The organism is Mesorhizobium sp. M7A.F.Ca.MR.176.00.0.0, from assembly GCF_004023165.1.
Classification (GTDB): Bacteria; Pseudomonadota; Alphaproteobacteria; order Rhizobiales; family Rhizobiaceae; genus Mesorhizobium.
Window position 1 is genome coordinate 4,525 of sequence record NZ_RZTC01000002.1, and the last position, 19,920, is coordinate 24,444.

Genomic DNA, 19,920 nt, shown 5'->3' on the forward strand with positions numbered 1-19,920 from the left:
CTCGGCCGAGTCCGCCTCTGCCTGCCAGTGGGGCGGACCCACTTTCGATTCAAGGCAACCTTGCTCCCAGGATGGAAGTTTGGATCGCGCTTGGTTTTCCTAGCCGAGCAGGACACCGGAAGGCCGTCACCCTCCTTCCTCACTGGCGGCCGCGAATCAGTCTACGATTGATGGGGAATTTTTTACCAAACTGTAAATTCAACGGTATTCTGGTAGGAGGCCAAACTGTCCAGGCGCGGATCCGCAAATATCGCCCTTGGCGTGCTACCATCCGAGGATTGGGCTGACTGGTCACTACAACCCGAGCCGCTGGCGAAGGCCATCATTGAGACCGTGGAGCGTCTGACGAGTAGACCGGCCGCTGAAGGCACGACTAGAGGGGGCCTTGGCTTTGAGACCTGCCCGAAGCCGAGCTGCAAACGGGTTCCAGCCTTACGAAAAGGTTGCATGGGTTTCTCCAGGTTGGCCCGCCGCTGAGGTCACAGCGACGGGCCCTGCACCAGAGCTTGGACTTGAGGGAGGGAGTTCTCACACCAAGCACGTTCCCAACTTAGATTCCGGATGCATGTTCCTAAGGCCGGCGCAAAAACTTTATGACCCACCAAATACAACAATGCCCCTGCCAGACTCCTGGCGATTCTGCGAAAGGCCGGCATCTCGATTGAGACGTCCGCGCAGGCGGCTAGGACTCGCCGTCACACGGCGCGATGTTATCTGAGCGCGTCAAGAATCGCCGGGAAACGCGGAGCTTCAGTTCGATGCGATGGGCCCGACACGAACGTCAGGGATCTGTAAGCCAGGTCCGAATACAGGGTGGCTGCGGCATATGCCCCAAGCGAGGGCTGGATGGGGTGACAGCGAGCCGTTCCGATAAAAGCGGTAACCAAAGCGGCATACAGAATTGTGGCGGCGATGCCGACCATGCCGAAGCGTGCCAGCAGCTTGAGCGCGTCGTCGCCGGCAGACCGATGCTCAGGCACGCGCACTAGACACATACTCTCTACGCGGATGAAGGACTCTTATCGTTATGCTTGTCTCTGCCGGCGGCGCCACATTCTATTGGTGGTGGCGAGACCGCTATGACCTTCAGGGCGGGCTAGCGACTGAGCGCCTTCGAAGGTGAAAGTAATTCCCGCGTCCTCAAACGCTTGGCGCATGGCCGCGATCTTGTGGGGACGCGGATTTCGAATACCGTTCTCAAAATCTCTGATCGCCATTTCGCTGAGACTGGCTTTTGCGGCAAGGCGCACCCGCGACCAGTTCAGCAGGGCGCGTGCTGTTCTCGATTGAGCTGCTGAGAGTTGGGTTCGGCTGTCCATAGGATGTGAACATTCGATAACTCTAAAATGTTCCTTCGATCTGTGCGACGATCGGATGATCGATCTTCCCCGCGAGGGGGACGGTCGTTACGAGCGATGTCTCAGCGATGCATGTGACAGGCTACAGGCGGCGCCGGGACGAGAGTGTGGGGCAAGCAGCGGGCGGGTGAAACGAGGGCTGCGGCTTGGCGGCGTCCGCCCGCTATCGGGACCAACCCTGTCGCGGCTTGTTGACCTATGCTGGTTGGTCCCAGCACACTCCAGAACCTGCCCGCCATCTTCCGGTGGGCTTTTTGTGAATCAGCGGAACCTGATATGCTGCGGCAGGTTGAACAAGCGGCAGCGTCCCCCGCTGCCGGTCGAGGCCCCCAAGCCTCGGTCGGGTCCGCCTCTACCCGCAAGTGGGGGCGGACCCACTGAGTCTTGCGGACCAGGCAACCTGGTTTCCGAAATCCATCATTGCTGGTCAGTGACGGGGCCTTCGCGCTGGCGCTGCTACACACCCTTGCAGGCACTCTATCGTGTCTGGGCCCGACTGAAGCCCGACATGGACTCGCAAAGGTCCGACCCTGAAACAACGGAGCCTTTTCTACATTTGGAAATGTGACCGTCGATCATCATCCCTTCGTCGGCGGTTGGCTGAGTACCCGCCACGGCTCGGTGGCGTGGTGGGTACTCATTCATGGAGAGCGCATGTGAGGTGCAGCGTGGTGAAGGCTGATGAGCCGCCTACCTTATCTAGATCGCCTGGACGATCTCGTTCAAGCAATTTCCCATCGAAGGGGAGATCCTGCGTGCGGAGTGCCAATTATTCGCTATGTCTTGGCGAAAATCGAAGAAGATCTACGGGAATGGTTGGCGGGGCCTGGGAGTTCCGAGTAGCGCGGCTTCGACTTATACTGTTTCCGGGATCCGGAAACTGGACTATCCTCCCACGGGTCTTGCGACTCCAGCCGCTCGGGCCAAGCCGTTCCTGTCCGAGGCAGCTAGTTTTCATGGCGACGAAAAATCACCGCAGCATAACAAGTACCCGCTTCAGCAAAAGCTAACGGAGCAATCTTCAGCAGCCAAGGTTCGGAACGCTGGAAGCCTCGTACTAGGTGGAAGCTTCCGCAGCCCCTCTCGCGGCATCGGCAAATGAGTGCGAGACGGCTGTTTCGCGTTCGATTTGAGCGCCCTGGGACCTGCGGCCCGCCGCCTATTGAGGCGCCGGCGGCGGACCCTGTATAAGCGGTCCATAGGGGATCGACCGCTCAGAGGGTCAATGTGCCAGATCGCTTAGCGAAGCTCTCGCATTGTCTGCTCACCGCACGTCAGGCAGGTTAGAGCTATCCTGCATGCCGCTTGCCGGGATTACGGGCCCACGATCGGGTAGCTTCGTCCTCTCCATCGAACTTTCATCGTCTAGAAGCGTTCGGTCCGCTCGGTCAACAGTGTAACGATCAGGGAAGCGCAGAGGAAAGCACGTGCGGTAACGGTTGATTCAACCATTGCTGGTAAATTAGGTGTGAGTGGCGGCTCCGGCATTCGGGCGGGCGCTTCAGTGCCGGAGCCGCCTGCGCAGTCCGGTTGGGTTTTGACCGCGCCGTCCTATAATGGGACAGCGCGGTCAATGACCCGTTAAAATGCTACGAGACTAATTAAGCGTGTGCTAAATTGAATCGCAGTTTGCGAGTCAGTTCATGCGTTTGAAGTTCATCAAGCCGCAGGAGCCTGTCCTGGCGCTGAAGCCGCCGGTTAGCAACGGCTGGCTGTGCGAAATCAAAGATGATGGCTGTTGCACCCAGATCATTTTCGATTGGGCCGGCGCGCTCACCTTCACCCGCATGGGGATAGACCGGTTGAAACGTCACCGGCCTGTCGTCACTGCCGCCGAGCAGCTGAAAGCGAAATCCTTCATTCCCGGCGGCGAGATGATCGCGCCGCAGCCGGGCGGCCGGCCGAACTTTCACGCGATGTATTCGCGCATGGCGTGGAATGCCGAGCTGCTCGCCTTCGTCGCCTTCGATATCCTGCACAAAAGTGGCGAAGATCTGCGCTGGCGGCCAGCAGTCGAGCGCAAGGCAATCCTGCGGGAACTCATCCAGCCGGCCGAAGGCATCGTCCAGTGCAGCCAGCATGTCGAAGGCGGTGTCGAGATCTACGAAGCGGCCGATCGGATGAGCCTCAAAGGTATCGTCTCGAAGCGCAAGGTCACCCCTTACCGCAGCGGGGCAAAGGATGCAGTCTGGCTGAAGTGCTGGGACATTGATTTTGAACTTATTGGGATCAAGCGGCAGCCCGGCGAGTGGACAGAGAGGCTGTTCGCACGACACGTCAAGAATGTCGGCAAGGCGGTGATCGCCAAAACCGATGCAATCAAGAACTGGCTCTGGACACGCGAGCAGAAGGCCAAGGCCGGGCCACCGAATGGCGTTCCCACGGCGCAGGTCACGCCTGAGGTCGAATGGGTGAAGCCGGACATCAACGCTCGCGTCCGGACGCTACGCGGCGCGCCCAAGCTGCGCAATGCTCCCGTGCAGGATCTGTGGGAGATCAACAGTGGTGGCGCTGGCTGAGGAAGACAGATCGGAAAAGTTGCCCAGTTATGCCGCATCCGCGGCCGGGCTCCTCGCGGCCATGGGCAACGAGAAGCGACTTCTGTCTCTGTTCATAATGGCCAAAGGCGAGATACGGGTCCGCGATCTGGCATTTCGGGTTGGACTGAGCCAACCCGCTCTCTCTCAGCATCTTGTCATGTTGCGGAAATTTGATTTGGTTGCCAAGAGACGCGAAAGGAACACAACCTTTTATTCGTGCACCGACCGGGCTCTGAAGCTCATTCAGCTTTTGGAAAGATGGGTAGAAAACGACATGCTTTCTGACCTCAATCCGTGACAGCCAGTCGGTTTGGTGATGGCCTGTGGCAAGGGAGTTCGACTGTTCGTTTGCAAGTAGTTGGACCGCGCATTACGGCAGCGTATCAGTTTGAAATTTGACGCCGCGCTTATCGCGAACCGGGGCAGATCGTGGGCGCCCCGTCGCGACGACGTGTGCGCTCAACAGTGCACATTTTGACAGCGACGGATCGTAGGGGAGGCGCTATCGCGGAATGGCCGACGGGCTACCTAGACCATCAGGTTTAATTGCTGGATTCCTATTGTGCCGGTAGCGTAACTGAGCTGGGGCGTCCAGCACTGGCCGGCACGGCGTGATCCACCCCCAAATTCGCAACCGTGCCGGCCTTCGTTAGGTCAGACGCTACCCCATGGCAGGGTGGCCGGTCAGCTTCCCGGCCTAGACTGAAGTGCGTTGTCGATATGTCTTGCTGCGGTGGCGGCATGACCAAACGCAACGGCAATTTGATTGAGGCCCTCAGCCACGTCTCCAATGGCATAGAGGCCCGCAGTGGACGTTTCGAGGTGTCGGCTGACCAGAACATATCCTTGCGCGTCACACCCTGCACCGAGTGCGACGGCAAGTTTCAGAGCGCACATCAGAGCCCATTGCGGGGTACACCACATCCACGTCCCGCATTGGCGCACCGTCGGCCATGACAACGTCGAACCCGGTTGCCCGAGCGACCAGATTCTCGACGGTGTCCCAGATTCGATGACGCCTGCCGAGGCCATGCCGCGAGCGTCCTCGGAAATATCCTCCGGATAGCTGGCGAGCAAGGTGACCTGACCCCTGTACTCCTTCAAGAACAGGGCCTCCTTGAGTGCCAGATGCACTGGGCCTACGACGCCGATGCGCTTGCCCACGGGCTCGTAGGCGTCGCAGACCGGACACAGTCGGACGGTGCCGGCCGCCACCGCCTCCTCCAGCTCTTCTATTGCCGGGGCCTTGTCCACAATCCCGGTTGCAAGAACCATGCGCTGTGCTCGGATGGTCCCGAAGGTGGTCGTCAGGAAAGGTCCCGTCGCGCTTCTCGGCGCCCGCTACACGACCGTCCACAACGCCTGCACCGTGCCTGGGCTTTGAGACGGCCGAGCAACTCTGGCGCGCCTACGCCGTCCGGGAAGCCAGGACAGTTATGCGATTTTGGAATGAGCTTGGCTCGTGCGTCGCCAGCGTCGACCAAGATCACCGAACGCAAGAATCTCGCCAGATACATGCCTGCCGCAAGTCCTGCGGGGCCGCCGCCGACAATCGCCACGTCAAACACATGACCGGAGGAAGAACTTGGCATTGCGCCTAACATTGCCCAAAGGATCTTGTTCCCTGCTTTGGCAGGGGGATGAGTAGCTGACGGTCAGGCCTTCAAGGTGGATTTTCGCGGCAACTCGTCGAGGTGTCTCTCACCGGGCGGCGGTGCGCGCCTCGATTTGATTTGCGCGGTCTGCGACACCGAGGGGTTCCAGCTTTTGCAAGGCTTCAATTCCAGGTGCCCGAAAATGCCGACATGGCATTTCACCGGCCAACTTGCCATTAGACGAGCGACCGTTCGCATTACCCGGGCCCACGCGATTGGACCGAATCGACCTAACGGGAAAACCTAGCCTGATAGTTCTGTCCTTCCGACTCGGAGTGGCGCGATGCCCACCGTCTGAAGGCCGCTCAGATTTTCTGACCAGTCGAGGTGCAGACTATCATAGTTGATTGTTGCTGCCGGTGACCTAGCGTAATCAAAGGCTCACGTAGCTTTCCAACAGAGGACGGTATGTTGTATCCAGGTGGATTTTTAGAACCGAGCGACATTGTGATGCTTGCCCGTGTTTGTGAGACGGTCTGCAAAGAGCGCGGCGTACCTGTTGCTTCGCGGGCGGGAGAGCGCACGGCTGCGCACGTACTCAGGCTGTTCATGAACAGTTTGAGTGGGGAGAATGAGCTGCTCGATGCTGAGAGGAACTGGGCTCGACGGAGTGATCTGGCTTTCGAGAAGTCTGCTGTCAGCTACGATGACACAAGAGAGGCCGCGTGATTAGCTTCCTGAGAATCGAAGTAGCGAAGAAAACCGCTCGCTCCACGCGACGAGCCCCAGAGGCACCCTCTGTATAGAGCGGGGTGTTGCTGCGGCACTCTTAAGGTGAGGTAAAGCTTCCGCACGCAGCCCGATTCGTGGGCGATCGGCTCTGTTGGAAATTTGGTGGTGAGACTAAGGACAATCGACGCGTAGTGTGTTCCGGGCGATCTTCCAGGCGGACTCGACATGCCGCCGCGCTGCTGCTTCCGCCGCTTCCGGCTTGTGTGCGCGGATCGCATCCATGATCTCGTTCATCTCGGCGATCGCCGCTTCGCGCCGGTTGGTCGAGACGATTGTCATCGAACGAAGCTGGTTGATGCGGACATTCAGCCCGGAGACGATTTCCCAGGCGACACGCTTGTCGGCGGCCTCGAACAGTGCCTCGTAGAATTTGGTCGTCGCCCGCATCACCGCAGGCGGCGTCGCCGACGCCCACGCATCGAACAAATCCGCCAGCGCCCCTTCGAGCGTTGCCAACTGCTCGCCGGTGGCCGACAGGGCACAGGCTCGGGCCGCGATGCCTTCAAGCAGAGCCCGAAGCTCGTAGATCTCGTCGGTACGGCCGAGGTCCGGCCTGGCGACGGCCGGCCCATGCCCAGGGATCATCTGCACGAGCCCCTCTGCCTCCAGCTGCCGCAGGACCTCACGCACGACGGAACGGCTGACGCCGAGCTGGTCGCAAAGCGGCCGTTCGACAAGCCTTTCGCCAGGCTGGAAATGGAAATCCATGATCGCTTCGCGCATGCGCTCCAGCGCCAGCGTCCTCAAGGTCTTGGAGCTGCGGTCGATGCGAAGCGTGTCGTCTGGCATGTATGCCTCCTGCGCCGCTACGAAAACAGATTCGATGCCCGGTTGACAAGGTACTTGGCGCTCCATAGCATGGTATACCATAAGATGATAGCGGGATTGGATGTCCCGAGGCACCACCTACCGAGGAATTCCATGCAGCCCGCCATTCGTAAGATCGTTACCTATACCGAGAACACGCTGATCGAAGGCGGCAAGGCCGCCCCCCGGCCGCTGCGCCTTATCGGCGTCGCAGCGGTGTTGACCAATCCCTGGGCCGGTCGCGGCTTCACCGACGATCTGTCGCCCCAAATCCGAGCCTGTGCGCCGGTGCTGGGAGAGATCCTGACCCACGAGATCGTTGCCGCCGCCGGTTCCGGCGAGGCTATCGAGGGCTATGGCAAGGCCGCCATCTGCGGTACGTCGGGCGAGATCGAGCATGCGTCGGCGTTGATCCATACGCTGCACTTCGGCAACCACTATCGGCGTGCCGTAAGCGCCAAGACCTACCTTGCCTTCACCAATCTGCGCGGCGGGCCGAACACCCCGATCATCATTCCGCTGATGGACAAAAATGACGAAGGGCGGCGCTCGCATTACCTCACCGTGCATTTCCAGATCGGCGATGCACCGGCGCCCGACGAGCTGGTTGTGGCGCTCGGCGCCTCGATCGGCGGCCGCCCGCATCATCGAATCGGCGACCGCTACCAGGACCTCAAAGAGCTTGGGGACGTGCATGGCTGACGCTTCCGCATCGGCATGGGTTCGACGGGGTGCGGCGCCCGACGGCACCGGCTTCATCCGTGTCGGCGCGGGCGCACCGGTGCTTTTTATTCATGGCGTTGGTATGAACGCCGCGATCTGGCAGCCGCAGATCGAGCGGATGTCCGATAGCTTCGACGTCATCGCCATCGACATGCTCGGCCACGGTCAGTCGCCGCTGCCGCCGCAGAACCCAGAACTCGCCGACTATGCTGATCAGGCCATTCGCCTGCTCGACCATCTCGGCCTCGACAAAGTATCCGTCATCGGCCACTCGATGGGCGCGCTCGTTGCCCAGGAACTCGCGCTACGCGCAGCCGAGCGCGTCCGCCGCATCGTCTCGCTGAATGCCGTGTTCCGGCGGCCACCTGAACTGGCCGAAGCTGTTCGCCAGCGCGCGGTGGCGCTTACCGGCAAGAGTGACGTGACCGGCACGGCACAGACCATTGCCCGCTGGTTCGGAGATCCGGTGCCGGTCGAGCTCGAGGCGGCTGCACGGAAGACGGCCGCCGTACTGGGTGCCGTCGACCCGGAAGGTTATGCTCGCACCTATCGCCTGTTCGCTCGTGCCGACAGCGACCACGCTGACCGCCTGCCGAGGCTAGCCGTACCGGCCCTGTTCATGACCGGTTCCGAGGACAGGAATTCTTCGCCGGCAATGTCGGCCGCGATGGCGCGGCTGGCGCCGCATGGCCGCTGCACAGTGCTCTCAGGCGAGCGGCATATGATGGCGGTGGCGGATCCCGGCCTGACGACGCGCCATATCGTCGACTTCCTCAAAGAAGGCGAAGCGATCGAGCAAGACAGCGCTGCCGCGGCGAACACCGGGTTCGACGGCAGCGAGTTCCGCCGTGCGCTGGGTTCCTTCCTCACCGGCGTCACCATCGTCACCACCATCGGGCCCGAAGGCGAGCCGCGCGGCTTCACCGCCAACTCCTTCACCTCGGTGTCGCTTGATCCACCTTTGGTGCTGGTCTGCATCGCTCATAAGGCGGTTGGCCATCCTGTCTTTGCGACATCGAAAAGCTTCGCCATCAACGTCCTCAACGAGGATCAGAAGGCAGCGTCCGGCATATTCGCCTCGAAAGCGGCCGACAAGTTCGCCGCCGTTGCCTGGCGACCGGGACGAACGGGCAGCCCCGTGCTGGACGGCTCCGTCGCATCCTTCGACTGCGACATGGAGCGGCTGGTCGATGCCGGTGATCATTCGATCCTCATTGGCCGCGTCCGCGATTTCGAGCACAATTCCGCGCAGCCGCTCGGCTATTGCCGCGGCGCGTATGTCGCGCCCGGCCTCAGCCAGGACGCGCTGGCAGCCACCCAGCCCGGCACCGATGTCGGCGCCATCCTCGAGAATGGCGGCCGAATCCTGTTCCTGGACACGGCGGATGGTTTTGAACTGCCGCGCGGTCGGGGTCTGGGTGCGGCTGGCGATGGGAAAAGCCTGCGAGGGGTGCTTGCCGCGAGGGCCATCGAGGCCAAGCTGGGCTTCCTTTTCGCCGTCTGGGACGATGCCAGAGATGTTTCGCGCACACATGTCTACTATCGCGGCACGTTCGACGTGCCCGCTTCCAGCGATCGCGGCATCAGGCTGGTCGAGATCCACGCGATCGAGGAGTTGAAAATCGCCGATCCGGCGATCCGCTCGATGCTCGCACGCTATGTCAAGGAATGCTCAGTGGATGCATTCGGCGTCTATGTCGGCAACGATGTCGAAGGCGAGGTCCGGCCGCTCGCCAGGACCGCCGGTTCCACAGCACCCAACACAGGTGACCAGCGATGAAATTCTCGCTCTTCGTGCATATGGAACGGTCGGACCTCGCCAAGCCGCATTCCGAGCTCGTGACCGAGCTCGAGGAGTTGGTCCTGATGGCCGAACAGGCCGGATTCGAGACCGCCTGGATCGGCGAGCATCACGGCATGGAATTCACCATTTCGCCCAATCCTTTTATCAATATCGCTTATCTCGCGGCCAAAACCAGCCGGATCCGTCTCGGTACCGGAACCGTGATCGCGCCCTTCTGGCATCCGATCAAACTTGCCGGCGAAGCGGCGATGGCCGACGTCATTAGCGGTGGTCGGCTCGACATCGGCATCGCGCGCGGCGCCTACAGTTATGAATATCAGCGTATCTTTCCAGGCCTCGACGCCTGGGGCGCCGGCCAGCGCATGCGTGAGATCATACCGGCGATCCGCGGCCTCTGGGAAGGCGACTTCGAGCTCTCAGGCGAGTTCTGGCAGTTCCCGCCCACCACCTCCTCGCCCAAGCCGCTGCAGAAACCCTACCCCCCGATCTGGGTGGCGGCGCGCGATCCGAACTCGCACGATTTTGCCGTTTCCCATGGATGCAAGGTGCAGGTGACGCCGCTGGCTTCTGGCGACGACGAGGTGGCGAGCCTGATGCAGCGCTTCAACGGAGCCTGCGCCGCGCATCCCGAGATCGAACGGCCGGAGATCATGCTTTTGATGCACACCTTCGTCGCCGAGGACGCAGCCGATGCCGATCGCCTCACCCAGGACCTGTCGGCCTTTTACTGCCAGTTCGGCGCCTGGTTCCAAAACAAGAAGCCGGTGCACCAAGGCATATTGGAACCGCTGACGGAGGACGAGATCGCGGCCATGCCGCAATACGCGCCGGACAGGATCAGGCAGAATCTGGTGATCGGCGAAGCCGACGAAGTCCTCGCTCGACTGAAGGCTTATGAGGCGCTCGGCTACGACCAGTATTCGATCTGGATCGACAGCGGGCTTTCGCATGAGCGCAAAACGAAATCGCTGAAACTGTTCATCGACCGGGTAATGCCGGCCTTCCTCTGATCGCGAGCCCATGACCGACGCTGTTTTCAGGAACTTCATCGACGGCCGCTTCGACGAGCCATCAGCCACGTTCGACAGCGTCGACCCGTCGACCGGCGCGGCCTGGGCCAGGATGCCGGTGGCGAGCGAAGCCGATGTCGACCGCGCCGTCGAGGCGGCGCACCGCGCATTGCGCTCAGACCCATGGCGAAGGATGACAGCGACAGAGCGTGGAAAGCTGCTTGTCAAGCTCGGTGACCTCGTCGCCGCCAATGCCGCGAGCCTTGCCCAACTCGAGACACGCGACACCGGCAAGATCATCCGCGAAACGCGCGCCCAGATCGCCTATGTCGGCGACTACTACCGCTATTATGGCGGGCTCGCCGACAAGCACGAAGGCGCGCATGTGCCGATCGACAAGCCGGATCTCGACGTCACCATTCGTCGCGAGCCGATCGGCGTCGTTGCCGCCGTCGTGCCGTGGAATTCGCAGCTGTTCCTTTCGGCCGTCAAGCTCGGCCCGGCGCTGGCCGCGGGCTGCACAATCGTGCTCAAGGCCTCCGAGGATGGTCCGGCGCCGCTGCTCGCTTTTGCCGAACTCGTCGAGGAAGCCGACTTTCCCTCCGGCGTCGTCAACATCCTCACCGGCTTCGGCCATGAGTGCGGCCAGCGCCTGACCAGCCACAAACTGGTCTCGCGCGTCGCCTTCACCGGCGGCCCCTCGACGGCGCGCGCCATTGTCAGGAATACGGCGGAGAACCTTGCCTACACGACGCTGGAGCTCGGCGGCAAAAGCCCGATCGTCGTCTTTGCCGACGCCGACCTCGACAGCGCCGCCAATGCGGTTGTCGCCGGCATTTTCGCCGCGACCGGCCAGAGCTGCGTCGCCGGGTCACGGTTGCTGATCGAGCGTTCGGTAAAAGATGAGTTCCTCGTCCGGCTGAAGCGCAAGGCCGAAGCGATCCGCATCGGCGACCCACAGGATCCGGCCACAGAAATGGGGCCGCTCGCCACGCTGCGCCAGCGAGACTGGATCGAGAAGGTGGTCGCGGAGAGCCTTGCCGCGGGCGGCAGACTGGTCACCGGTGGAACGCGGCCAACCGGCGACGGCTTCTACTACGCGCCGACTATCATCGACGCCGGCGGCAGCGACCTGCCTTGCGTGCGCGAGGAATTGTTCGGGCCGGTGCTCAGCGTGCTTGCCTTCGACAGCGAGGCGCAGGCACTGGCGCTCGCCAACGATACGCCCTTTGGCCTGGCTTCGGGCGTGTTCACCAGCAATCTCGGCAAGGCGCATCGCATGGCGCGTGACATCCATGCCGGTGTTGTCTGGGTCAACACCTATCGCGCCGTATCGCCGCTCGTTCCGTTTGGCGGTTACGGCCTGTCGGGTCTCGGCCGCGAAGGCGGGCTCGACGCCATCAGAGATTACACGCGCTCGAAATCCGTCTGGATCAAGACGTCGGACGAGCCGATCCCGGATCCCTTCGTCATGCGCTGAGGGGTGTGGGGCGCAGGTGCATTGAGAAAAACAAGAACAGACCAACAGAGGAGAATATCATGAAATTGTTTCTGACCGGCTTGCTGGCCGGACTGCTCGCCGCCACCGCTGGCAAGGCCGATGAAATGGCCTTCACAAGTTGGGGTGGCACCACGCAAGAGGCGCAGACGAAATCCTGGGCAGCCCCCTTCGAGGACAACTCCGGCATCAAGGTCCTGCAAGACGGACCAACCGACTACGGCAAGCTCAAGGCCATGGTCGATGCCGGCAACGTTACCTGGGATGTCGTCGACGTGGAGATGGACTTCGCCATCAAGGCCGCCAAGGACGGGCTGCTGGAACCGATCGACTATTCCCTGGTGCCCAGGGCCGATCTCGACCCGCGCTTCAGCAATGAGCATGCCGTCGGCAGCTTCTATTATTCCTTCGTGCTCGCGTGGAACAAGAGTGCCGTAACGGGCGAACCGACCGGCTGGGCCGACATGTTCGACACCAAGAAGTTTCCCGGCAAGCGGACCTTCTACAAATGGTCGGCGCCCGGCGTCATCGAGATCGCGCTGCTCGCCGACGGCGTGCCGGCGGACAAGCTCTATCCGCTTGACCTCGACCGTGCCTTCAAGAAACTCGACACCATCAAGTCCGACATCGTCTGGTGGGGCGGCGGTGCTGAGTCACAGCAGCTGATCGCTTCCGGGGAGGCCGCCTTCGGGCAACTGTGGAACGGGCGCGTCTTTGCCCTTCAGCAGGATGGCACCGATGTCGGAGTCTCCTGGAACCAGAACCTCACCGCCGCCGACGTGCTCGTCGTGCCGAAAGGCGCCAAGAACAAGGGCAGTGCGATGAAGTTCCTTGCCGCTGCGTCCAGCCCGACCGGCCAGGCGAAATTCGCCGAGGCAAGCGGCTATGCGCCGATCAATACCAAGGCCAAGGCTGAGATGCCCGCCGATGCCGTCAAAGCACTCCCCGATGCCCATGTTGAGGGACAGATCAACCTCGACATGAACTACTGGGCCGAGCATCGAGATGAGATCGCCACGCGCTGGTATGCCTGGCAGACCAAGTAACGCCGTTGCAGGTGACGGGCGCGCGGCTTGCGCGCCCCGTTTCGGGACAGGACCGCTCGATGCAAGGAATTTCTTTCAGACGCAGCTCAGTCGCCGGCCTGCCGGCCGGCAGCGGCAGCGCCTTGCCGGCTCTGCTGCTGGTCGGCCTGTTCTTCATCATGCCGGTGGTGGCCCTGCTGCTGCGCAGCGTAACCGATCCTGAACCGGGCCTGCAGAACTACGCGACCCTGTTCGGCAGCGGCACCTATGTGCGGGTGTTCCTCAACACTTTCCTGGTCGCATCGGTCGTAACCGCCGTCACCATCCTGGTGGCCTTTCCCGTTGCATGGATGCTGGCGATCATGCCGCCGGCCATGGGATCGATCGTCTTCGGCATCATCGTGCTGTCGATGTGGACCAACCTTCTCACCCGCACCTATGCATGGATGGTGCTGCTGCAGCGTACGGGGGTGATCAACCGGGCACTGATGGGGCTCGGCATCATCCACGAGCCGCTGCCGCTTATCAACAATCTGGCCGGGGTCACCATTGGCATGGTCTACATCATGCTGCCCTTCATGATCCTGCCGCTGGTGGGCACTTTGCGCGCCATCGACCCTATGACGCTGCGCGCCGCCGCCCTTTGCGGCGCAAGCCCGTTCGAGGCCTTCCGCCGCATCCTCTTACCGCTGTCTCTTCCGGGCGTCGCCGCCGGCGGTCTGATGGTCTTCGTCATGTCGCTCGGCTACTTCGTCACACCGGCCCTGCTCGGCGGCACATCGAACATGATGCTGGCAGAGATGATCGCCCAGACGGTGCAGTCGCTACTCAACTGGGGGCTCGGCAGTGCGGCCGCCTTCGTCCTGCTTGTCGTCACCATGGCGCTCTACGCGATCCAGCTTCGCCTGGTTGGTGCCAGGCGCGCCGGGGGAGGGATCTGACATGCTGCTCGACTATGAACGGCTCGGATGGCTGCGGGTGGCGCTTGTCGGCTTCACGGCGGCCGTCGCGGCATTCCTGCTGCTGCCGGTGGTCTTCATCGTGCTCCTGTCGTTCGGTTCGTCGCGCTGGCTGGCCTTTCCGCCACCCGGCTGGACGCTGAGATGGTATCAGCAATTGCTGGGCGACCCGACCTGGATCGATGCCGCGCTGACCAGTGCCCGAATTGCCGCCATGGCCGCTATGCTGGCCGTCATCATCGGCCTGTTCGCTGCCTTCAGCCTGGTCAGGGGTGAGTTCCGCGGACGCCAGGTCCTGCGCGGATTGCTGTTGACGCCGATGGTGCTGCCGGTCGTCGTTTTCGCCATCGCCATCTACGCTTTCTTCCTGCGCATCGGCCTCGCCGGCACCACGGTCGGCTTCGTCATCGCCCACACCATCCTGGCGCTTCCCTTCGCCATCATCCCGATCACCGCGGCGCTCGAAGGTTTCGATAAATCGATCGAGGATGCAGCCATCGTCTGCGGCGCAAGTCCGTTTCAGGCGCGGCTGAGGATCACCTTGCCGTCGATCAGGATCGGCATCTTCTCGGCCGCGATCTTCTCGTTCCTGGCCTCGTGGGATGAGGTCGTGGTGGCGATCTTCATGGCAAGTCCGACCTTGCAGACCTTGCCGGTTAAGATCTGGGGCAGCCTGCGCGCAGACCTCAGCCCGGTGGTCGCCGCCGCCTCCAGCCTGCTCGTGGGCCTGACGTTTTGCCTGATGATTGTGACCGCACTCCTTCGCAGAAAATTGTCCAGATGACCCGGTCCTTCCTGTCCATACGCGCGCTAAGAAAGACGTTCGGCGCCTTCGTCGCCGTCCACGACGTGACCATCGATGTGCCCAAAGGTGAATTCCTGACATTCCTCGGCCCGTCCGGCTCCGGCAAGTCGACGACGCTCTACGCTATTGCGGGTTTCCAGGATCCGAGCTCAGGCGATGTGCTTCTGGAGGACATGTCGCTGCTTTCGGTGCCGTCGCACAAGCGTAACATCGGCATGGTGTTCCAGCGCTACACGCTGTTTCCGCATCTGAGCGTCGCCGAGAATGTCGCCTTTCCGCTGCGCGTGCGCCGCCGGCCCGATGCTGAGATCAAGCGCAAGGTTGCCGACATGCTGGCGCTGGTGCGTCTCGAAAACTTCGCCGACCGCCATCCGGGCGCGCTGTCTGGCGGCCAGCAGCAGCGCGTGGCGCTTGCCCGCGCGCTCGCCTACGACCCGCCGATCCTTTTGATGGACGAGCCGCTATCGGCGCTTGACAAGAAGCTACGCCAGGAAATCCAGGCCGAGATCCGCCGCATCCACCGGGAGACAGGCGTCACCATCCTCTATGTCACGCACGACCAGGAGGAGGCGCTGCACCTATCCGATCGAATCGCGCTGTTCAGGGAAGGCCGCATCGAACAGATCGGCACCGGCGAGGATCTTTACCTCCGGCCGGCGAGCGAATTTGTTGCCGGCTTCATCGGCAACTCGAATTTTCTGCCGGCTGAGCATTTGCAAACCGCGCGTGGCGCATCCACGATCCGCCTGGCCGACGGCTCGATCGTGACCGGTATCAAAACGACAACATCGTTCGGCCAGGGTCAGAGGGTCCGGCTGATGGTGCGCCCGGAAGCCTTCCGCCTCGCGCCTGGAGCCATGAGCGCGGCGCTCGCCGTCGAGATCATCGACACGGCGTTCTTTGGCGACCGCCGGCGCGTCATGGCGCGCACGGCCGCCGGCGACGAAATTGATGTCAGGCCAGCCTCTGACGCGGAGGGAGCAGACAGCGCCACAACATCAGGCAAGCGTATCTTTTTTGATCCCGGATCGGCCTTCTTGTTTCCGGCCTGAAGGGCCGGATTGGTCAGGTCGCGTCGATGTCTGTGAAGGCCCGAAGAACCGCTTCTTAAAATCCGTGTCTGAACGCTGCCGATCCGCTCCTGGCCCAACGCCGCCGGACTGCTTTGCGCCTCATGGTCGTAAGGTCGGTTTTGCCATCGCCTGAAAGCTGACGATCGCAGGCGACTGCGCTGGAAGCCGTGGGACCATCGCCCGATGGCGTTCAGGATCGTGCTGGCAAAGCCGCAATCAGCGAAGCAACAAAAGGGGCGGTTTGGCCGTTCTGATCAGTCGCATTGGCGGCTGGGGCATTCGAAGACATGACGACGCAGCAAATTTTGTCATTCGCCGTAACCTTCGCGATGATGGCAGCGTTCGTGTGGGGTCGCTATCGTTATGATCTGGTCGCGGCCGCGGCACTGTTGCTTGCTCTCGCGGTTGGCATTGTGCCTCTTGACGAAGCCTTCAGCGGGTTCAGCGACGATATCGTGGTTATTGTCGGCAGCGCTCTGCTGGTGAGCGCAGGGATATCGCGCTCGGGTATCATGGAGGCCGCCATCAAGCGCTTTGCTCCGAAATTATCGGGAGTTCGGTCGCAACTGGCGCTGCTGGTGATCGTGGTCACGATCCTCTCTGCCTTTGTAAAGAATATCGGGGCGCTCGCTATCATGATTCCGATCGCCTTCCAGTTCGCGCGCCGGTCTAACATTTCACCCTCGATATTTCTGATGCCTATGGCGTTCGGGTCACTGCTCGGCGGCCTAATGACGCAGGTGGGAACATCTCCCAACATCGTTGTGTCCCGAGTACGAGAGGAACTGACCGGAACCGCCTTCACAATGTTCGACTTCACACCTGTTGGAGCTGCCATAGCCGCTGCCGGAACGATCTTCCTTCTGTTTTTCTATTGGTTGTTGCCGGTGCGCGAAAAGCTTGGCGGATCACTGAACGAAGCCCTCGACATCAAGAACTACCTTACGGAGGCTCGAATTGTCGCCGACTCCACGGTGCTCGGGAAAACCGTCGCAGACCTCATGAAGCTCGCCGGCGGCGATGCAATCGTGACGTCGATTCTGCGCAATCGCACGATGCGGATGACGCCACTGCCCGACGCGATCCTCAAGGTGAATGACATCCTGTTGCTCGAGGGCGACCCAGAAGCGCTGGATCGCCTTGTCTCCCAGGGCAGGCTCAGCGTGACCGGGGATAGGGTTGGTGGCGACGACACCACCAACGAAATGGTCGCTATCGAAGCCGTAATCGGTGAAAGCTCCTCTTTGATCGGCTGGACCGCCCAGCGCCTTGCCCTTTACGATCGCTTCAATGTCAACCTCCTGGCTGTCAGCCGTCGCGGGGAGCGCCTCGACCGCAGGCTGGCCGAAGTCGAGCTGAGGCTCGGGGACGTTGTCGTTTTGCGGGGCAGTGCAGCCAGGATGCCCGAGATACTTCGTGAACTCGGCTGCTTACCGCTGGCAGAAAGAGCTATCCTTCTTGGTAGCGTCCGCAAGGGTATCGTGCCGGTAGTAATCCTTGCTCTCGCCATGGTGGCGACGGCGTTTGGGCTGCTGCCAGTCTCCGTCGCCTTCTTCGCGGCCGCTGTCGCGGTTGTGCTTTTCAAGGTCATTCCGCTCCGCGACGTCTACCAATCGCTCGATGGGCCTATCCTCGTGATGCTGGCCGTTATCATTCCAGTAAGCGATTCGCTACGCAGTACAGGGGCGACGGGAGTAGTTGCCGGCGAGCTTGCCAAACTAGGGACCATTCTTCCGGCGTCCGGCGCACTGATGCTCATCCTTGTCGCCGCCATGGCCGTTACGCCATTCCTCAACAATGCCGCCACCGTCCTTGTCATGGCGCCTATCGCCGCCGAATTTGCTAGTGATCTGGGCTACCGGCCGGAAGCATTTTTGATGGCTGTCGCCATTGGCGCCGGCTGTGACTTTCTCACCCCGATCGGACATCAGTGCAACACGCTTGTCATGGGGCCGGGTGGCTACCGCTTCAGCGACTATCCCCGTCTGGGACTGCCCCTATCTTTTCTCGTAGTCATTGTTGCCGTGCCGATGCTTATGATCGTTTGGCCAGTGGACTGACATCGATATTCGGATGCCCTCCTTGGAAATCCCACATGACACTACATTCCGGTTGGTGTCGCCAACGGTGGCCCTCTCGTCCCGCCCGCGGCGATAGACACTTTGTTCCAGCCGTTTATCGGGGCGAAGGGAAAGCAAGCAAAAGTCGGCACAAGGCGTGTTTTGCGCAGCGGCAGGGCCATGGTGAACTGCAAGCCGTCACAACGACATTCGATCTTGCCGCTAACCTGAGATACGAGCGTTGCACATCGCGCAGGGCGGACGAGGGCGGCCTGTTAGCCGCCCAGTCATTTCATCTCACACGTTGCGACGCCCTCTGGCCCCCTCCAGGTCATCACCTGTGTAGACATCAGCCGTTGGATCGAAGCCGGTCCAACCGCCTGCTTCGTATTCGTTTCGACGGCGGGCTATGTCGACGGAATTATATTGCTTCAGTATCTCTTCCGCGTCGGGGACTAGGTCGTCTTCGACCCTGGCTGTGACCATTGTTCCCCCACGCCGAACGCCTTCGGCATAAACATGTGCGTCGTTTTCCGGCACACCGGACTCTGTCATCGCGCCGATGATGCCACCAGCTGCGCCACCGACCACGGCACCGCCGACAGCGCCGACCGCAGTCGCTGCCAGCCAGCCCGCGGCAACCACGGGGCCGACACCAGGTATGGCCATCAGGCCGAGGCCGGTGAGCAGGCCGCCGGCCCCTCCGATAACGGCGCCGACACCAGCCCCCGCCGCCGCATCCTCGCCAGCCTCCGACGCTTCGCCCGTAAGCCGGCCGCTCGAATTGCTCGCCACGATGCTAATATCGTCGTGCGGAACGCCGGTGGCTTCAAGCTCACCCACAGCGTCGCTTGCTTGATCGTAATTGTCGAAGAGTCCTGTTACGGTTTTCATCTGATTTTTCCTTGCTTGGTGATCAATTCTTGCCGGCAACGACGTTGCCTTGAAAGTCGAGGGCGATGGGTGCTGCTTTGCCGTCCTTGCTCGCGGTTCCACGCCAGATCCCCTTGTCGTCCTTCGTCAGGGCGGAGACGTCCGAGTAACCCGCCTTCTCGATGGCGCTCTTGGCCTGGTCCTCGGTGAAGCTGTTGGCACCAGGCACCGGCGCCGCAGAATTTGTGGTGTCCGCATCGGAGGCGGCTGGCGCGGAACTGTCGGGGGCAGGAGCGGCAGCCGCGACCTTGCCGATCATCTCCTGATGCATCTTAAGTGTCGGCAACGTCTCGCTTGCAAACGACTTGAGAGCGGAATTGTCGCCATCCTTGGCGTAACTTTCAAACATGCTCACAGCGTCGGCATGCGCCGTCCTCTGCATGTCGGCATAGGGTGCATCGACTGGCGCCGCAGCTGACTGCAACTTGTCGACGTCGCTCTTGTGGGCAGCGTCGAGGTCGGCGGGCACCTGCAATTTCTGTTCGCCGGCAATACTCTCGAGCTTGGCGTTCGCAGTGCCATGGTCGGAGATCATCCTCTGGGCGAAATCCTTAAGGGTCGGATCTTGGAGCTTGTCTTGAGCGACCTTGCTGGACTGCACTTCGAACATCCCGCCGATCGCGGCCTTCGTGACGAAGTCCTGTGCCGTCTCTGCTGACAAGGCAGGCAGTACAGCGGTCATTACGGTCGCGATCGAGAGCGATGCCATGCGTAGTTTGGTTCTCATGCTGAGGTTCCTTGGTTGAGGAGGACGATGAACCCCAATCTCCTGGCGCTACCTTTGTTCCGGACGTTGACAAATGTCGGACATTTCGGGGCGCCGTTCCCGTCGTCGTGAAGCTGGCGGAGCGTCACCGATCCCATTGTCCGGGACCTCAGACCGATCGAAGAGTTGCCATTGCGCGCAGAGGGAGCCTGATGGCGAAAAATCCAACGGT

16 protein-coding genes are annotated in these 19,920 nt (G+C 61.5%); 11 read left to right on the top strand and 5 right to left on the bottom strand.

Annotated features, from left to right (window positions below; genetic code table 11):
* Nucleotides 1–1,025: 1,025 nt before the first annotated feature.
* Nucleotides 1,026–1,319 (bottom strand): helix-turn-helix transcriptional regulator, encoded by a 294-nt coding sequence (locus EOB59_RS00985; protein WP_127319055.1) that lies wholly within the window; start codon nucleotides 1,317–1,319, stop codon nucleotides 1,026–1,028.
* A 1,682-nt stretch (nucleotides 1,320–3,001) separates the two neighbouring features.
* Between EOB59_RS00985 and EOB59_RS00990 the strand changes: the two genes are divergently transcribed.
* Both EOB59_RS00990 and EOB59_RS00995 read left to right on the top strand, forming a co-directional pair.
* Complete coding sequence (locus EOB59_RS00990) at nucleotides 3,002–3,877, top strand: DNA ligase (protein WP_128287422.1); 876 nt, start codon at nucleotides 3,002–3,004, stop codon at nucleotides 3,875–3,877.
* The gene (locus EOB59_RS00995) at nucleotides 3,861–4,196 is read left to right on the top strand and encodes a metalloregulator ArsR/SmtB family transcription factor (protein ID WP_245463759.1); all 336 of its coding nucleotides are present in this window, start codon (nucleotides 3,861–3,863) and stop codon (nucleotides 4,194–4,196) included. Before EOB59_RS00990 ends, EOB59_RS00995 begins: the two co-directional genes overlap by 17 nt.
* Before the next feature lie 386 nt (nucleotides 4,197–4,582).
* On the opposite strand, the gene EOB59_RS01000 is transcribed toward EOB59_RS00995, so the two are convergent.
* Together EOB59_RS01000 and EOB59_RS01010 are read right to left on the bottom strand one after the other, a co-directional pair.
* A complete protein-coding gene (locus EOB59_RS01000; RefSeq protein ID WP_245486491.1) occupies nucleotides 4,583–5,173 on the bottom strand; it encodes an FAD-dependent oxidoreductase in 591 nt (196 codons plus the stop codon).
* 1,223 nt (nucleotides 5,174–6,396) lie between these two features.
* Complete coding sequence (locus EOB59_RS01010) at nucleotides 6,397–7,074, bottom strand: GntR family transcriptional regulator (protein WP_127268588.1); 678 nt, start codon at nucleotides 7,072–7,074, stop codon at nucleotides 6,397–6,399.
* 132 nt (nucleotides 7,075–7,206) lie between these two features.
* Between EOB59_RS01010 and EOB59_RS01015 the strand changes: the two genes are divergently transcribed.
* From EOB59_RS01015 to EOB59_RS01055, 9 genes are all read left to right on the top strand, one after another.
* Nucleotides 7,207–7,794 (top strand): amino acid synthesis family protein, encoded by a 588-nt coding sequence (locus tag EOB59_RS01015; protein ID WP_127268589.1) that lies wholly within the window; start codon nucleotides 7,207–7,209, stop codon nucleotides 7,792–7,794.
* Nucleotides 7,787–9,595, top strand: a complete 1,809-nt coding sequence (locus EOB59_RS37135) for an alpha/beta fold hydrolase (RefSeq protein ID WP_128287424.1) — start codon at nucleotides 7,787–7,789, stop codon at nucleotides 9,593–9,595. Before EOB59_RS01015 ends, EOB59_RS37135 begins: the two co-directional genes overlap by 8 nt.
* A complete protein-coding gene (locus tag EOB59_RS01025) occupies nucleotides 9,592–10,629 on the top strand; it encodes an LLM class flavin-dependent oxidoreductase (RefSeq protein ID WP_127319049.1) in 1,038 nt (345 codons plus the stop codon). The genes EOB59_RS37135 and EOB59_RS01025 overlap by 4 nt, the downstream gene beginning before the upstream one ends.
* 10 nt (nucleotides 10,630–10,639) lie before the next feature.
* Nucleotides 10,640–12,109 (top strand): aldehyde dehydrogenase, encoded by a 1,470-nt coding sequence (locus EOB59_RS01030; protein WP_127397115.1) that lies wholly within the window; start codon nucleotides 10,640–10,642, stop codon nucleotides 12,107–12,109.
* A gap of 59 nt (nucleotides 12,110–12,168) precedes the next feature.
* Nucleotides 12,169–13,173, top strand: coding sequence for an ABC transporter substrate-binding protein (locus EOB59_RS01035; RefSeq protein ID WP_127397116.1), 1,005 nt, complete (start codon nucleotides 12,169–12,171; stop codon nucleotides 13,171–13,173).
* Nucleotides 13,174–13,232: 59 nt separating this feature from the next.
* Nucleotides 13,233–14,093, top strand: coding sequence for an ABC transporter permease (locus EOB59_RS01040; RefSeq protein WP_127320394.1), 861 nt, complete (start codon nucleotides 13,233–13,235; stop codon nucleotides 14,091–14,093).
* Between the two features lies 1 nt (nucleotide 14,094).
* Nucleotides 14,095–14,895 carry an ABC transporter permease gene (locus tag EOB59_RS01045; protein ID WP_127320395.1) on the top strand — a complete coding sequence of 267 codons (801 nt, stop codon included), beginning with the start codon at nucleotides 14,095–14,097 and terminating at the stop codon, nucleotides 14,893–14,895.
* Nucleotides 14,892–15,968: an ABC transporter ATP-binding protein gene (locus EOB59_RS01050; protein ID WP_127396177.1), complete on the top strand. Its 1,077-nt coding sequence runs from the start codon at nucleotides 14,892–14,894 to the stop codon at nucleotides 15,966–15,968. Before EOB59_RS01045 ends, EOB59_RS01050 begins: the two co-directional genes overlap by 4 nt.
* A 308-nt stretch (nucleotides 15,969–16,276) precedes the next feature.
* A complete protein-coding gene (locus tag EOB59_RS01055) occupies nucleotides 16,277–18,049 on the top strand; it encodes an SLC13 family permease (RefSeq protein WP_127398529.1) in 1,773 nt (590 codons plus the stop codon).
* Between the two features lie 297 nt (nucleotides 18,050–18,346).
* On the opposite strand, the gene EOB59_RS01060 is transcribed toward EOB59_RS01055, so the two are convergent.
* Together EOB59_RS01060 and EOB59_RS01065 are read right to left on the bottom strand one after the other, a co-directional pair.
* A complete protein-coding gene (locus EOB59_RS01060) occupies nucleotides 18,347–18,943 on the bottom strand; it encodes a general stress protein (protein ID WP_127398531.1) in 597 nt (198 codons plus the stop codon).
* A 22-nt stretch (nucleotides 18,944–18,965) separates the two neighbouring features.
* Nucleotides 18,966–19,709: a DUF4142 domain-containing protein gene (locus tag EOB59_RS01065; RefSeq protein WP_127380194.1), complete on the bottom strand. Its 744-nt coding sequence runs from the start codon at nucleotides 19,707–19,709 to the stop codon at nucleotides 18,966–18,968.
* Between the last annotated feature and the right edge of the window lie 211 nt (nucleotides 19,710–19,920).

Coding starts and splice junctions, on each gene's coding strand:
- EOB59_RS00985 (WP_127319055.1), bottom strand. CDS start 1,319: ATGGACAGCCGAACCCAACTCTCAGCAGCTCAATCGAGAACAGCACGC.
- EOB59_RS00990 (WP_128287422.1), top strand. CDS start 3,002: ATGCGTTTGAAGTTCATCAAGCCGCAGGAGCCTGTCCTGGCGCTGAAG.
- EOB59_RS01000 (WP_245486491.1), bottom strand. CDS start 5,173: ATGGTTCTTGCAACCGGGATTGTGGACAAGGCCCCGGCAATAGAAGAG.
- EOB59_RS01010 (WP_127268588.1), bottom strand. CDS start 7,074: ATGCCAGACGACACGCTTCGCATCGACCGCAGCTCCAAGACCTTGAGG.
- EOB59_RS01015 (WP_127268589.1), top strand. CDS start 7,207: ATGCAGCCCGCCATTCGTAAGATCGTTACCTATACCGAGAACACGCTG.
- EOB59_RS37135 (WP_128287424.1), top strand. CDS start 7,787: ATGGCTGACGCTTCCGCATCGGCATGGGTTCGACGGGGTGCGGCGCCC.
- EOB59_RS01025 (WP_127319049.1), top strand. CDS start 9,592: ATGAAATTCTCGCTCTTCGTGCATATGGAACGGTCGGACCTCGCCAAG.
- EOB59_RS01030 (WP_127397115.1), top strand. CDS start 10,640: ATGACCGACGCTGTTTTCAGGAACTTCATCGACGGCCGCTTCGACGAG.
- EOB59_RS01035 (WP_127397116.1), top strand. CDS start 12,169: ATGAAATTGTTTCTGACCGGCTTGCTGGCCGGACTGCTCGCCGCCACC.
- EOB59_RS01040 (WP_127320394.1), top strand. CDS start 13,233: ATGCAAGGAATTTCTTTCAGACGCAGCTCAGTCGCCGGCCTGCCGGCC.
- EOB59_RS01045 (WP_127320395.1), top strand. CDS start 14,095: ATGCTGCTCGACTATGAACGGCTCGGATGGCTGCGGGTGGCGCTTGTC.
- EOB59_RS01050 (WP_127396177.1), top strand. CDS start 14,892: ATGACCCGGTCCTTCCTGTCCATACGCGCGCTAAGAAAGACGTTCGGC.
- EOB59_RS01055 (WP_127398529.1), top strand. CDS start 16,277: ATGACGACGCAGCAAATTTTGTCATTCGCCGTAACCTTCGCGATGATG.
- EOB59_RS01060 (WP_127398531.1), bottom strand. CDS start 18,943: ATGAAAACCGTAACAGGACTCTTCGACAATTACGATCAAGCAAGCGAC.
- EOB59_RS01065 (WP_127380194.1), bottom strand. CDS start 19,709: ATGAGAACCAAACTACGCATGGCATCGCTCTCGATCGCGACCGTAATG.